This is a genomic window from Streptomyces sp. BK340 (genome assembly GCF_007827595.1).
Taxonomy (GTDB): Bacteria; Actinomycetota; Actinomycetes; order Streptomycetales; family Streptomycetaceae; genus Streptomyces.
Genome location: NZ_VISR01000006.1, coordinates 192,631 through 205,520 on the forward strand (window position 1 = coordinate 192,631; position 12,890 = coordinate 205,520).

Consider the following 12,890-nt stretch of genomic DNA (forward strand, 5'->3'; position numbering starts at 1 on the left):
TGTTGCATTCGGGTTGGGCGGAACCTCGGAATGCCTTCCTAGCGTCTTCGGCGTGCCAGCAAGTGCAACGAAGTCCCTGCGGGTCGCCGTCCTAGCCGATTCCGACACCCGGTGGAAATGGGGCGCGCTCACCGCGCAGCGCGTCACCCCCACCGGCGCCGAGATCCGGCTCGACGGCTACCTCCTGCGGGGACGAGCCACCCCCACCGCCCGCCAGCTCGAGGAAGTCGGCGTCCGTGCGGACTCCCTCCGCGAGGTGACCGGCGTCGAGTTCCTGCGCGCGATGAGCGAGCAGTCCTACGACGTCCTCGTCCTCGCCCTGGTCGGCGGCGGTGTGCAGGCGATGCTGCACGGGCTGCGCAGCGCCTGGGGCTCCGGGAAGCGTCCCGTCGTCGTCACCGGCTATGTCGGCGTCGTCTACGAGAAGCTCGCCGACGGCCTGCTGCTGCGGCACGGCGCGGACCTCGTCCTCGCCAACTCCCGTCACGACGCGGACCGTTTCCGCGCTGTGTACGAGGGAGTGGGCGCCGACGCCTCCGCGGTGACCGAGGTCGCGCTGCCGTTCCTCGGCGGGGAGCCGTACACCGGTGAACACGAGCCCTACACCGTCGTGTTCGCGGCCCAGCCCTCCGTCCCGGACAGCCGCAAGGACCGTACGTACCTGCTGAACCGGCTGATCGAGCACGCCCGGAAGCACCCCGAGCGGGAGGTGCTGCTCAAGCTGCGCTCCAAGCCGGGTGAACACACCACCCACATCGAGGAACTGCCGTACCAGAAGCTGGTCCAGGGCAAGGACCTGCCCGCCAACTTCCGCCTGGTGTACGGCCACATGGGCGAGGTGCTCGACCGCACCGACCTGCTGGTCACGGTCAGCTCCACGGCCGCCCTCGAAGCCCTGCACCGCCGCATCCCGACGGTCGTCCTGACCGACCTCGGTGTGCGTGAGGTGCTCGGCAACCACCACTTCACCGGCTCCGGGTGCCTCGCCTCCTGGGACCAGCTCGACGCCGGACACCGCCCGGCGCCGAACGAGGAGTGGGTGGCCCGGCAGGGCGTCGCGGCAGACGGCTCCTACGCCACCGCCTTCGACGCGGCCCGCGACCGCATCGCGAAGCTGCTGGAGCGGCCCGGGGGGCTGCCGCCCCTCGCCCCCTACTACACACCCGAGACAGCGCCGGGCTACCTGCCCGGCATCCTCGCCCGCCATCACCTCGGCCCCGACGGCGCACCGCTGCCCGGCGCGCCCGCCGCAGACAAGGAGCCGGGCCCCGTCCGCCAGATCGTGCGCCGGGCCGCGCGCGGTGCCTACCGCCACGGCGTGCAGCGCGTGGCCCCCGTGATCCGACGAATGGGAGAGCTGTGAGCGACCGGATCCCACGGCAAGGAGTGGAGCAGATGACCGACGCCAACCCCGACGCACCCGCGGTGCGCCGCGTGCTCGCGGTGATCCCGGCGCGCGGCGGCTCCAAGGGCGTCCCCGCCAAGAACCTCGCCTCCGTCGGCGGTGTCCCGCTGGTGGCCCGCGCGGTGCGCGAGTGCCGCGCCGCCCGGCTGGTGACCGACGTGGTCGTCTCCACCGACGACCAGGCCATCGCGGCCGCCGCCCGCCAGGCCGGCGCCGAGGTCGTGCTGCGCCCCGCCGCCATCGCCGGCGACACCGCCACCTCCGAGGCCGCCGTCCTGCACGCCATGGACGCCCATGAGACCCTGCACGGCGCGGCCGTCGACGTCGTCCTGCTCGTGCAGTGCACCAGCCCGTTCATCATCCGCGAGGACATCGACGGGGTGGCCGGCGCGATCGTCGAGAACGGCGCCGACACGGCCGTGACCGTGGCGCCCTTCCACGGCTTCATCTGGCGGGACGAGGCGGACGCCCCGGTACCGGTTCCGGTCGCCACCGGCTCGGCGGGGGAGGACGCCGACCCGGCCTCCGTGGGCGGCGGTTACGGCGTCAACCACGACAAGTCCTTCCGCCCGCGCCGCCAGGACCGCCCCCAGGACCTGCTGGAGACCGGCGCCGCCTACGCGATGGACGCGGCCGGCTTCCGCGAGCACCGCCACCGCTTCTTCGGCCACACCGAGCTGGTCCGCACCGACCCGGCCCGGGTGCTGGAGATCGACGACCCGCACGACCTGGCCCGCGCCCGCGCGCTGGCCCCCCTCTTCGACGCGGACCGCCCCGGTTCGCTCCCCACCTACGACGACATCGACGCCGTAGTCCTCGACTTCGACGGCACCCAGACCGACGACCGGGTGCTGATCGACTCCGACGGACGGGAGTTCGTCTCCGTGCACCGCGGAGACGGGCTCGGCATCGCCGCGCTGCGCAACAGCGGTCTGAAGATGCTGATCCTGTCCACGGAACAGAACCCGGTGGTCGCCGCCCGCGCCCGGAAGCTCAAGCTCCCGGTGCTGCACGGCATCGACCGCAAGGACCTCGCCCTCAAGCAGTGGTGCGAGGAGCAGGGCATCGCGCCGGAGCGCGTGCTCTACGTCGGCAACGACGTCAACGACCTCCCGTGCTTCGCCCTCGTCGGCTGGCCCGTGGCGGTCGCGAGCGCCCACGACGTCGTACGCGGCGCCGCACGCGCGGTCACCACCGTCCCCGGCGGTGACGGCGCGATCCGAGAGATCGCCAGCTGGATCCTCGGCCCCTCTCTCGATTCCCTCCCCAAGTAAGGACATCTCCTGATGAGCACCAACTCCCGTATCCGCACCTTCGGTACGCGTGAGGCCGGCCCGGGCCGCCCCGTCTACATCTGCGGCGAGATCGGCATCAACCACAACGGTGAGCTGGAGAACGCGTTCAAGCTGATCGACGTGGCCGCCGAGGCCGGCTGTGACGCCGTGAAGTTCCAGAAGCGCACGCCGGAGATCTGCACCCCGCGCGACCAGTGGGACATCGAGCGCGACACCCCTTGGGGCCGGATGACCTACATCGACTACCGCCACCGCGTGGAGTTCGGCGAGGACGAGTACCGCCAGATCGACGAGTACTGCAAGGAGAAGGGGATCGACTGGTTCGCCTCCCCGTGGGACACCGAGGCCGTCGCCTTCCTGGAGAAGTTCGACGTCCCCGCCCACAAGGTGGCCTCCGCCTCCCTGACGGACGACGAGCTGCTCCGCGCCCTGCGCGCCACGGGCCGCACGGTCATCCTGTCCTCCGGCATGTCGACCCCGAAGCAGATCCGCCACGCGGTCGAGGTCCTGGGCAGCGACAACATCCTGCTCTGCCACGCCACCTCGACGTACCCGGCGAAGGCCGAGGAGCTCAACCTGCGGGTCATCAACACCCTGCAGGAGGAGTACCCGAACGTCCCGATCGGCTACTCCGGCCACGAGACGGGCCTGCAGACCACGCTGGCCGCCGTCGCCCTCGGCGCCACGTTCATCGAGCGTCACATCACCCTCGACCGCGCCATGTGGGGCTCGGACCAGGCCGCCTCCGTCGAGCCGCAGGGCCTCACGCGCCTCGTCCGTGACATCCGCACCATCGAGGCCTCCCTCGGTGACGGCGTCAAGAAGGTCTACGACTCCGAGATGGGCCCGATGAAGAAGCTGCGCCGCGTCGCCGGCGTCGTCGCCGAGGCGGAGATCGCGGCTGCGGCGGGCGAGCCGGTCGCGGTCTGAGCGCCCTGATCGCCTTAACTGCCCTACGACGGGACGGTCGTACGACGATGAGCCCCCGCGCCGGTCAGGCCGGCCACCCTGCCCACACGCTCGCCTTCGTGGAGAGCCCGGTGCAGCTGCTGAACGTACTGGAGTGGGCTCACCTCCACGGCCTGCGCGGTGCGCCCGAGCCGATCCGGCTGTCCGTGCCCGCACAGGCACGGCGGTCGCCGGACGGTGCCCAGGCACCCACCGGCTCGGAGCTCACGGTCGTCGTCCTGTCCCCGACCGACCCCATGACCCGGGGCCAGCTCCGCCGCATGGCGGACCTGGCCCGGGACGAGGGGTACCGGGTGCGCTGGGAGGAGGCACGGGGCGGTACGACCGCGCCCTTCCACACGATCGGCGGCCTGGCGGGTCCCCTCCGCCGGGCCGACCGCATCGTCATGGGAGACCCGTTCTCCCGCTACGTACAACTGCTGCTGACGATCACCCGGGCCGACGACCTGGTCGTGGTCGACGACGGCACGGCGACGATGGAGTTCGTCGCCCAGCTCGCCCGCGGCGAGCGCCTGGTCCGCTGGCACCGCAAGGGCGGCCGCCCCGGAGCCAGGGACCTGCTCTTCGCCCCCGTCTCCTCCTCGGCCCGCCGCCGCCTCACACCGAGCGACCGCCGCCGCGTCGAGGTCTTCTCCTCCATGCCCGTGACCGAGACCCCCGAGGGCGTCACGGTCACCGCCAACGACTTCGCCTGGACCCGCGCCCGCTTCGGGCCGCCGCGCATCACCAAGGGCGCCGACATGGTCGGCACCTCCCTGGTGGAGACCGGCGTGGTGGACGGCGACCGCTACCTGGAGGCCGTGCAGTCCCTCGCCAGGACCCACGGCGCCACCCGCTACTTCGCGCACCGCCGCGAGCACACCGACAAGCTGCACCGCCTGGCCACCGAGACTGGGCTGGAGATAGTCCGCCCGGATCTGCCGTTGGAGCTGATCGCCCGCCGAGGTCCGATCGGCCGTACGATCCTCAGCTTTCCGTCGACGGTCGTGCACACCCTTCCGTTGGCGCTGGCGGGTACGGGCGTCCGTGTGGCCGTCTGCGACATCGACCCGAGCTGGCTGACGGAGAACGCCTCACCTCGGGCGCAGGGGTTCCTGTCGGGGGTTACGGGGACGGCGAAGGATGTGCATCGGCTGGCGGCTGTGGGGTTGGCCTAGCGCGGTGCCTTCAGCGCCTCGATGAAGGGGGTGAAGGTGTCGGCTGGGAAGGTCAGGGTGGCTCGGGTCGGGGCCTTCGTGTCGCGGACGGCGACGTGGGTGGGGGAGTTCGCGATCTCTACGCATTCGTTGCCGTCGCCCGGGCCCGAGTAGGACGACTTCCGCCAGTTGTCCATGGGGTTCCTCATAGCTCCTTCGCCAGCCTGTGGATGAATTCACGCGACTGTTCGGGTTCGAGTGACGCAACCTCCACCTTACGGAAGCTCGTTCGATAGGTGTTGAGCTGAGCCTCGGAATCAATGAAGGCTGAGCCGTGCAGCGCGTCGCGGACCACGGTGTCCAGCTTGGACAGGGGGCCGCCCACGTACGTCATCGTGCTTGAGGCACTGGCGAAGCCGTCCAGGTCGAAGGGGATGACGCGCACGGTGATGTGGTCCGCTTCGGAGAGCTCGACGAGTCGGGCGAGTTGGGCCCTTGAGGTGGCACGGTCGCTCACCCTGATCCTAAGCGCCGACTCATGAATCACCGCTTCGTACGGGATGGTGAACTCCTGGCGCGCTTTTCGGTGTTGGATGCGCAACTCAAGTTCTTCACTGGTCAGTTCCGGCAGCCTGGACGAGAAGACGGCACGCGAGTAGTCCTCCGTCTGCAGCAGGCCCGGCACGTACAAGATTGCTACATGGCGTAGGAACCGGGCGTGGTGCTCCAGTTCGGACAGGTCCAGGAACGACGTGGGCAGCAGGCCCCGGTACTCCTCCCACCAGCCGCGTGTCCGATCGGTGGCCATTGCCACCAGTGCGTCGATGAACTCCTCGTCCGCGCAGGCGTAGTGCGAGGCAAGGCGACGCAGCCGCTGCTCGCTCACTCCCGCCAGTGCGGACTCGATGTGGGTGATCTGGGCGGGGCCCACGCCGAGCAGCGCGGCTGCCTGACGGGAGTTGAGACCCGCAGCCTCACGGAGTCTGCGTAGTTCGGTTGCCAGTCGCATCTGGCGTGCCGTTGGTTCGCGCCTCTTCACCATCGACTGGTCCTCCTAACACGCCTGTGGGCGCGACTCGTTCGGCGTCAGATTACGCGACCAGCTTGCTGCGTCCCTAGATTTAGATCTACCGTCGGTGACGCGACGCACACGCTGCGGAAGTGCACCGCTTCGTCCTGCCATGACGGGTGCGGCAATGCCACCGTGCGCGAAATCCCTCCTCAGAAGTGGAGTTGACGCATGCCTGAATCCTGGGACTACACGCTGTACATCCCGAACGACCTCAGAGCGGTGACTGTCTGCCGCCGGACCCTGCGTCTGATCCTGACGATGCACGGTCTGGTCGGGGTCGTGGACACGGCGGAACTCCTGGCGACGGAGCTGGTCTCCAACGCCGTACGGCACACGAAGGGGCCCGCGGCGTTGAGGGTGCGCCGAACCGGGGCGGGGGTGGTGTGGATCGGGGCGTGGGACACGGACCCGGGGCCGCCGGAGCCTCCGCGGTCGCTGGAGCAGGTCGCGGAGCTGGTGGAGGAGGGGCGGGGCCTGGCGCTGGTCAGGGCGTGCGCGGACTACTGGGGTTGGCAGCCGTCGGCCCGGTTTGGGAACCGGGGGAAGTTCGTGTGGTGTGAGCTGGGGGCTGCGTGATGGTGGGGCTGAAGTGGGCCGCCCGCTTTGGCCAGTGTCGTGCTTCCGCGAGCCGAGTAAAGGGCGCTCCCGCGTCGCCTTCGGCGATCGGCCTGCGGCCGACCCTTGACACGGCTCGCTCCAGCACGGGGGAAGAAGCGAGCGGGCGGCCCGGGGAAACTGGGCGGCTTGGCTCTGTTGGCCCCTGGGGTCGGCTGCGTTCGTGCCGTTGGCCGAGGGGCGCGGCAGCGCTGTGGCGGCACGCCGGGTGGGATTGGCGGCCTGCGGGTGGTGGATTTGGGCGGGGCGGGGCGGGCAAGACTCGCAGGTCAGGCCGGTGGCTCGGGGGGAGGGTGGCGCAGATCCACCAATCATCGCCCTCGTGTGACGGAAGAGGCTGACGGGATCCCAGGATCAGCCACCGCGTTAAGATCCATGCGCCGCAGACGAGTTGAGTGACACGGGGGATCGATGGACGGCGCAGGCATGCCCCGGGGAGCCTTTCAGGCGCTGGCCGAGGATGATCCGCAGCAGATCGCTGGGTACCGGTTGGCCGCGCGGCTCGGGGCCGGTGGCATGGGCAAGGTGTACCTCTCCCACACGCCGGGCGGGCGTCCGGTCGCGATCAAGGTGATCCGGCCGGAGTTCGCGGAGGATCCGGAGTTCCGGCGGCGGTTCGCGCAGGAGGTGCGGGCGGCCGAGCGGGTGCAGGGGCTGTACACGGCGCCGGTGATCGACAGTGACACCGAGGGTCCGCAGCCCTGGCTGGCCACTGCCTACGTCTCCGGGCCCACGCTCGCCGCGGCGGTTGCCGAGCACGGGCCGCTGCCCGTCGCCACGGTCCTGCTGCTCGCCGCCGGCGTGGCCGAGGCTCTTCAGGTGGTGCACGGCGCCGGCATCGTGCACCGCGACCTGAAGCCGTCCAACGTGCTGCTGGCCGCCGACGGCCCACGCGTGATCGATTTCGGCATCGCCCGCGCCGCCGACACCACCGCGCTGACCAGTAGCGGGGTCACGGTCGGTACGCCCGCCTTCATGTCGCCGGAACAGGCGGCGGGGCGGGCCGTGGGTCCGCAGTCCGACGTGTTCGCCCTCGGCCAGGTCGCCGCCTTCGCCGCCCTGGGCAGGTCCGCCCACGGGGACGGGCCCTCCCATGCCGTGCTCTACCGGATCGTGCACGAGGAGGCGGACCTCACCGGACTGCCCGCCGAGTTGACCGAACTCGTACGCCGGTGCCTCGCCAAGGACCCCGACGCCCGCCCCTCGCTCGCAGAGGTCCTCGCCCTCTGCAACGCCGCTTCCGGCACCACGCAGCTGCGTCGGCCTGAGGACTGGCTGCCGGGCGCGGTGAGCACCGTCATTGGCGGCCGTTACGAGGCGCCTCTGCCCGCGCCTGTGCCGCCCCAGCAGCCCCCGGTGCCCGCGGCCGCGCCGCAGTATCAGCCGACGGCCGTGTCCCCGTCGGCTCCGATGCCCCCGCAGCCGCCCATGGCCCATCAGCAGCAGTCGGCGGTCCCCTCGCACCCCCACTACGCGCCCACGCAGGCCGCCCACCCCGTTCAGCCCCTTCAACATCCTCAGCCGGTGAGCCAACCCGCGCGGCGGCCGAAGGCCGGGGTCATCCTCGGCTGTGTCGCGGGAGCCCTCGTGCTCGTAGCCGCAGCCGTCGGCTACTTCGGCAACCTCGACAGCGGTTCCACTTCCAGCAACAGTGGCGGCGGGAAGAAGGCCGGCGCCTCCAGGGCGCAGGCCACGGGCGGTGCGAAGAGCGGGGGGAAGAAGACGGGCTCGCCGTCCGGCGCGGCCTCGGGCAGTGCGCCCGAACCCACTGTCTACAAGAACATCAACCTGGCCGACGGCTACGCCCTGGAGTTCGCGGACAGACCGCTGGTGCCGCGCCACGACGGTGGTTACCACGACCTCGACCTGGAGTGCGGCAGCGGCACCACCTGCTCGATCGGCACCGTAGGCAACGAACTCGCCCTGCTCGACCAAGGCGCCAAGGGCTCGCTGGGCGCTTGCAGGCACGAGACGCGGTACATCCGCCAAGGGGACGGGATCACCGTGAGCCGTCTGTCCAAGGGCAGGCAGCTCTGCGTGACCACACCGGACGGCGTCATCGCCCTCGTGACCTTCGAGGACCAGTCGCCCAACACCAGCGCCAGCCGCTACGTCACCCTGGACGTCACGATCTGGCGCGACGCGGTGCCGGCGACGGACGGCTAGGGCTTTCGGGCCAGCAGGAACGCCCTCGGGCGGGTCTCCTCCTCGTCCGGCTCCCGGACCACCGTGGCCACCGGCTCCAGGCCCGCCTCCGTGAGCAGCGCCATGACCTGCTCCGGGGTGCGCCAGTAGTAGTCCAGGTCGATCTGATGGCCGAAGCGTTCCGCCAGATGGAGGTGGCCGGATTCCGGGCCGGACTGGAAGCCGAGCAGGACCGGCCCGCCGGGGACCAGGGTGCGGTGGAACTCGGCGAAGGCGGCCGGGAGGTGATCGTCGGGGACGTGGATGGTGGAGTAGAGGGCGAGGATGCCGCCCAGGGTGGCGTCGGGGAGGTCCAGGGACGTCATCGAGCCCACGTGGAAGCGCAGTTGGGGGTGCGCCTCGCGGGCCAGGGCCACCAACGCCGGGGAGACGTCCACCCCGAAGGCCGGGACGTCCATCGCGTGCAGGCGGGCGGTGACGTGGCCGGGGCCGCTGCCGAGGTCGGCCACGGGGGCCGGGCCGTTCGCCGTGACCAGCTCGGCGAAGGCGCTGACCAGCTGCCGGTCCAGAGGGTGGAACAGGCCGTCCGGGAAGCGGGACGCGTAGTCCTTGGCGATCGCGTCGTAGGAGGAGCGGGTGGTCTGCAGGAAATCGGCGGTCGAGTCGCTCACGACCGCGGAGCCTACTGGCCCGGGCTTGGTCCGGTCCGTGGACTTGTAGAGCGGGAGTATGGGTGGGCGTGGTATCCGTGGAAGGAGGAAAACAGAGGTTTTACCCACCAGAGTCCGCCGCCATGCTCCGCCGGTCAGATTTTCTTCACCTAACGGGCTGAAGTTTTGTTGATCGAGGCTCAGTTGACCGGTCGGGCGTCCTACCCTTCAGAGGGTGAACCAATTGATGTCCCTAGAGTCCGAGACCAGTCTCCCCGGGGATGTTCTCCCCGGTGCGCTCAGCGAGTCGCTGCATGCCGAACTCGTGGCCTTCCGGCGCGACTTGCACATGCACCCGGAGCTGGGCAACCAGGAGTTCCGTACGACCGCCGCGATCAAGGAGCGGCTGGAGCGGGCCGGGCTGCGCCCCCGCGTGCTCGCCACCGGAACCGGGCTCATCTGTGACATCGGGCTCCCAGAGGGACATCAGCTCGCTGCGGGAGAGCGGCCCGCCATCCCGCTGATCGCCCTGCGGGCCGACATCGACGCCCTGCCCATCCCGGACACCAAGGCCGACTGCCCGTACCGGTCCACGGTGCCCGACCGGGCCCACGCCTGCGGCCACGACGTGCACACCTCCGTCGTGCTCGGCGCCGGGCTCGTCCTCGCCGACCTGCACGCCAAGGGGCTGCTGACCCGCCCGGTCCGGCTGCTCTTCCAGCCCGCCGAGGAGGTCATGCCCGGCGGCGCCCTCGGTGCCATCGGGGACGGGGCGCTCGACGGGGTCGGCCGGATCCTCGCCGTGCACTGCGACCCCAAGGTCGACGTCGGCCGGGTCGGGCTGCGGCACGGGCCCATCACCAGCGCCTGCGACCGGCTGGAGATCGCCCTGGACGGGCCCGGCGGCCACACCGCCCGTCCGCATCTGACCACCGACCTGGTCACCGCCGCCGCCCGCGTCGCCGTCGACGTGCCCGCGCTGATCGCCCGGCGCGTCGACACCCGCAGCGGCCTCGCCCTGACCTGGGGCCGGATCGAGTCGGGCCACGCCCCGAACGTCATCCCGCAGCACGCCGAGCTGTCCGGCACCGTCCGCTGCCTGGACCTGGAGGCCTGGCGCGAGGCGCCCGACATCGTGCACGCGGCCATCGACGAGGTCGCCACCCTGCACCGCGCCAAGTCGGAGATCACCTACGTGCGGGGCGTGCCACCGGTCGTCAACGACCGGGAGTCCACCGAACTGCTGCGCAGATCCATGGTCGCCCGGCGCGGTCTGGAGTCCGTCGAGAGCACCCAGCAGAGCCTCGGCGGGGAGGACTTCTCCTGGTACCTGGAGCACGTGCCCGGCGCCCTGGCCCGGCTCGGCGTCCGCACCCCCGGCGACCGCACGTCCCGTGACCTGCACCAGGGTGACTTCGACGCCGACGAGCGCGCCATCACGGTCGGCGTGGAGCTGTTCACGGCCGCCGTGCTGCTCGACGACCAGTAGGCCGCCCGGAGGGGGGAGGGGCACCCGTTCGGTGCCTCTTCGTCCCCTTGTGTCATGCCGGTGTAACCGGCGGCGCACGGCTGTAACCCGGACGCGGCACGAATCGATAACGGCCCGGCGAAACCCCGTTCCCCTCCCCTTCTACGCGCGTTACTGTGCGCCGAATCGCCACCACTGGCGGCACATTGGGGAAAGCGGCCCGTGACGGCGCCGTGGGGATGAAGGGTGCTTGCTGTGCGTATGGTCTCTCGGAACATCTCCCGGAGAACGAGGTTCTCCCAGGCAGCGGTGGCCGTCGCGGTCGTCGCCCTCGCGGCCGCCGGCTGCGGAAAGTCCAGCACTGATTCCACCGGCACGTCATCGAAGGACGGCAAGTACACGGGCAAGGGCATCGGCCTGGCGTACGACGTCGGTGGCAAGGGTGACCAGTCCTTCAACGACGCCGCCTACGCGGGCTTCCAGAAGGCCCAGAAGGACTTCGGCATCGGCGGCCGGGACGTCGAGCCGACGGACAACGAGTCGGACGCGGACAAGGTGCAGCGTCTGGAGACCCTGGCGAAGGCGGGCTACAACCCGGTCATCGGTGTCGGCTTCGCCTACGCGGGTGCCGTGCAGGAGGCCGCGCAGAAGTTCCCGAAGGTCACCTTCGGCATCATCGACGACAACAAGACCCAGGCGAAGAACGTCGCCGACATGGTCTTCCACGAGGAGCAGTCCTCCTACCTCGCCGGTGTCGCGGCCGCCAAGGCGACCAAGAAGAACCACATCGGCTTCATCGGTGGCGTGGACGTCCCGCTGATCCACAAGTTCGAGGCGGGCTACGAGCAGGGCGCCAAGTCCGTCAACCCGAAGATCAAGGTCGAGTCGCAGTACCTGACGCAGACCGCCCAGGAGGGTGGCTTCGCCAGCCCGGACAAGGGCGAGAACGCTGCCAACGGCCAGATCGACGCGGGTGCCGACGTCCTCTTCGCCGCCGCCGGCCTCTCCGGCCAGGGCGTGATCAAGTCCGCCGCCGAGCACAAGGTCTGGGCCATCGGCGTCGACTCCGACCAGTACAAGCAGGCTGCGCTCGCCAAGTACAAGGACTACATCCTCGGCTCGGCCCTGAAGAACGTCGGTGGTGCGGTGTACGACCTTGCCAAGTCGGTCCACGACGGCAAGCCGTTGAGCGGCGACGTGCGCGGTGACCTGAAGTCCGGCGGGGTGGGCTTCGCCGACTCCAACCCGAAGTACCAGGCCATGAAGGACGTCGTTGCTGCGGTCGCCAAGGCGAAGCAGGACATCGTCGACGGCAAGATCACCGTCAATACGAAGTAAGTCGGCACATGTCGCAGGCATGAAGAGGGAGCCCCGGCCGTTCGGTACGGGGCTCCCTCTTCATGCTTCGGCCGGCAGTGAGTGCGCCGGGGCGGTCTCGCGGCGGCGCTGTGCTGCTATGAGCGGCTCCATCGCCTGACCACGCAGGGCGCGGTCTAGTCGAACGGGTCCGTCTCGACGCTGATCTTGTACACGCCGACACCCGAGGCCTTCGGGTTGGTGGTGCAGACGGCCTTCGAGGTCTCGGCGTCGCGGGTGTTGGCCCAGTTGCCGTTGACGTTGAACGTGTGGCCGCTGGGGCCGACGCAGACGACCTTCACCCGGTGGGTGTCGAAGCGGGTGCCGCCCCCGTGGCACTTGGCGTAGCCGGTCGACCCGTCCTTGGAGATCCAGGTGGTGCAGTCGGCCGAGGCCAGTGCGGGTGTGGCGACACCGATGACGGTGGCCGACACGGCGACGCCGACGCTGGCTGCTGCAGCGGCGATCCTGGTCATTTTCATGTTGTTCCCCGTAGATCAATGAGGTGCCGCAGGCTGGTCAGGGCCTGCGGAGATGTGCATTGCGGTCACGGATTCTTCCGGTGCCGACCAGCGGGGAGATCCTCCCCAGGAGTGATCTTGGAGAACAGTTAATCTGTTAAGTGCACGTCAAGCCGAGTGGGGTCGGGGCTGTTTGTCCACGTGGCCCGGCTGTTGCGGTGACGTGACCACCGAGGTTCAAAACGGTCGTATAACGCTCTGGCAAGTTGGGGTTCTCTCCTTTGTCTACGCGCGTTACGCTGCGGCGGAACCAGCGCC

12 protein-coding genes are annotated in these 12,890 nt (G+C 70.2%); 8 read left to right on the plus strand and 4 right to left on the minus strand.

The features are described 5' to 3' along the window. Nucleotides 1-52 precede the first annotated feature (52 nt). Genes FB157_RS14865 through FB157_RS14880 form a run of 4 tightly spaced genes read left to right on the plus strand, consistent with a single transcriptional unit; the run spans nt 53 to nt 4,826 of the window. On the plus strand, nt 53-1,363 hold the full coding sequence (locus FB157_RS14865; RefSeq protein WP_145879762.1) for a DUF6716 putative glycosyltransferase: 1,311 nt from the start codon (nt 53-55) through the stop codon (nt 1,361-1,363). Between the two features lie 32 nt (nt 1,364-1,395). Then, nucleotides 1,396-2,679 (plus strand): N-acylneuraminate cytidylyltransferase, encoded by a 1,284-nt coding sequence (locus FB157_RS14870; RefSeq protein WP_145879763.1) that lies wholly within the window; start codon nt 1,396-1,398, stop codon nt 2,677-2,679. Between the two features lie 12 nt (nt 2,680-2,691). Then, nucleotides 2,692-3,630, plus strand: a complete 939-nt coding sequence (locus FB157_RS14875; protein WP_145879765.1) for an N-acetylneuraminate synthase family protein — start codon at nt 2,692-2,694, stop codon at nt 3,628-3,630. Nucleotides 3,631-3,677: 47 nt separating this feature from the next. Next, nucleotides 3,678-4,826 (plus strand): hypothetical protein, encoded by a 1,149-nt coding sequence (locus FB157_RS14880; RefSeq protein ID WP_145879767.1) that lies wholly within the window; start codon nt 3,678-3,680, stop codon nt 4,824-4,826. Here the strand turns inward: FB157_RS14880 and FB157_RS14885 are convergent. Both FB157_RS14885 and FB157_RS14890 read right to left on the minus strand, forming a co-directional pair. Next, entirely contained in the window at nt 4,823-5,014 is a 192-nt protein-coding gene (locus FB157_RS14885; protein WP_261386316.1) for a DUF397 domain-containing protein, read from the minus strand. The two genes, FB157_RS14880 and FB157_RS14885, sit on opposite strands and share 4 nt — an antisense overlap. Then, on the minus strand, nt 5,011-5,847 hold the full coding sequence (locus tag FB157_RS14890; RefSeq protein WP_145879769.1) for a helix-turn-helix transcriptional regulator: 837 nt from the start codon (nt 5,845-5,847) through the stop codon (nt 5,011-5,013). The genes FB157_RS14885 and FB157_RS14890 overlap by 4 nt, the downstream gene beginning before the upstream one ends. 198 nt (nt 5,848-6,045) lie before the next feature. On the opposite strand from FB157_RS14890, the gene FB157_RS14895 reads away from it, so the two are divergent. Together FB157_RS14895 and FB157_RS14900 are read left to right on the plus strand one after the other, a co-directional pair. Then, nucleotides 6,046-6,453: an ATP-binding protein gene (locus FB157_RS14895; RefSeq protein WP_145879771.1), complete on the plus strand. Its 408-nt coding sequence runs from the start codon at nt 6,046-6,048 to the stop codon at nt 6,451-6,453. A 465-nt stretch (nt 6,454-6,918) separates the two neighbouring features. Beyond that, the gene (locus FB157_RS14900) at nt 6,919-8,658 is read left to right on the plus strand and encodes a serine/threonine-protein kinase (protein WP_261386317.1); all 1,740 of its coding nucleotides are present in this window, start codon (nt 6,919-6,921) and stop codon (nt 8,656-8,658) included. Here the strand turns inward: FB157_RS14900 and FB157_RS14905 are convergent. Next, nucleotides 8,655-9,308: a class I SAM-dependent methyltransferase gene (locus tag FB157_RS14905; protein ID WP_145879775.1), complete on the minus strand. Its 654-nt coding sequence runs from the start codon at nt 9,306-9,308 to the stop codon at nt 8,655-8,657. The two genes, FB157_RS14900 and FB157_RS14905, sit on opposite strands and share 4 nt — an antisense overlap. A gap of 226 nt (nt 9,309-9,534) precedes the next feature. On the opposite strand from FB157_RS14905, the gene FB157_RS14910 reads away from it, so the two are divergent. After that, nucleotides 9,535-10,776 (plus strand): amidohydrolase, encoded by a 1,242-nt coding sequence (locus FB157_RS14910; protein ID WP_145879777.1) that lies wholly within the window; start codon nt 9,535-9,537, stop codon nt 10,774-10,776. A gap of 240 nt (nt 10,777-11,016) precedes the next feature. Next, nucleotides 11,017-12,093, plus strand: a complete 1,077-nt coding sequence (locus FB157_RS14915) for a BMP family protein (protein ID WP_261386318.1) — start codon at nt 11,017-11,019, stop codon at nt 12,091-12,093. A gap of 155 nt (nt 12,094-12,248) precedes the next feature. Here the strand turns inward: FB157_RS14915 and FB157_RS14920 are convergent, their stop codons facing one another. After that, nucleotides 12,249-12,587, minus strand: a complete 339-nt coding sequence (locus FB157_RS14920; protein WP_145879779.1) for a hypothetical protein — start codon at nt 12,585-12,587, stop codon at nt 12,249-12,251. Nucleotides 12,588-12,890 lie beyond the last annotated feature (303 nt).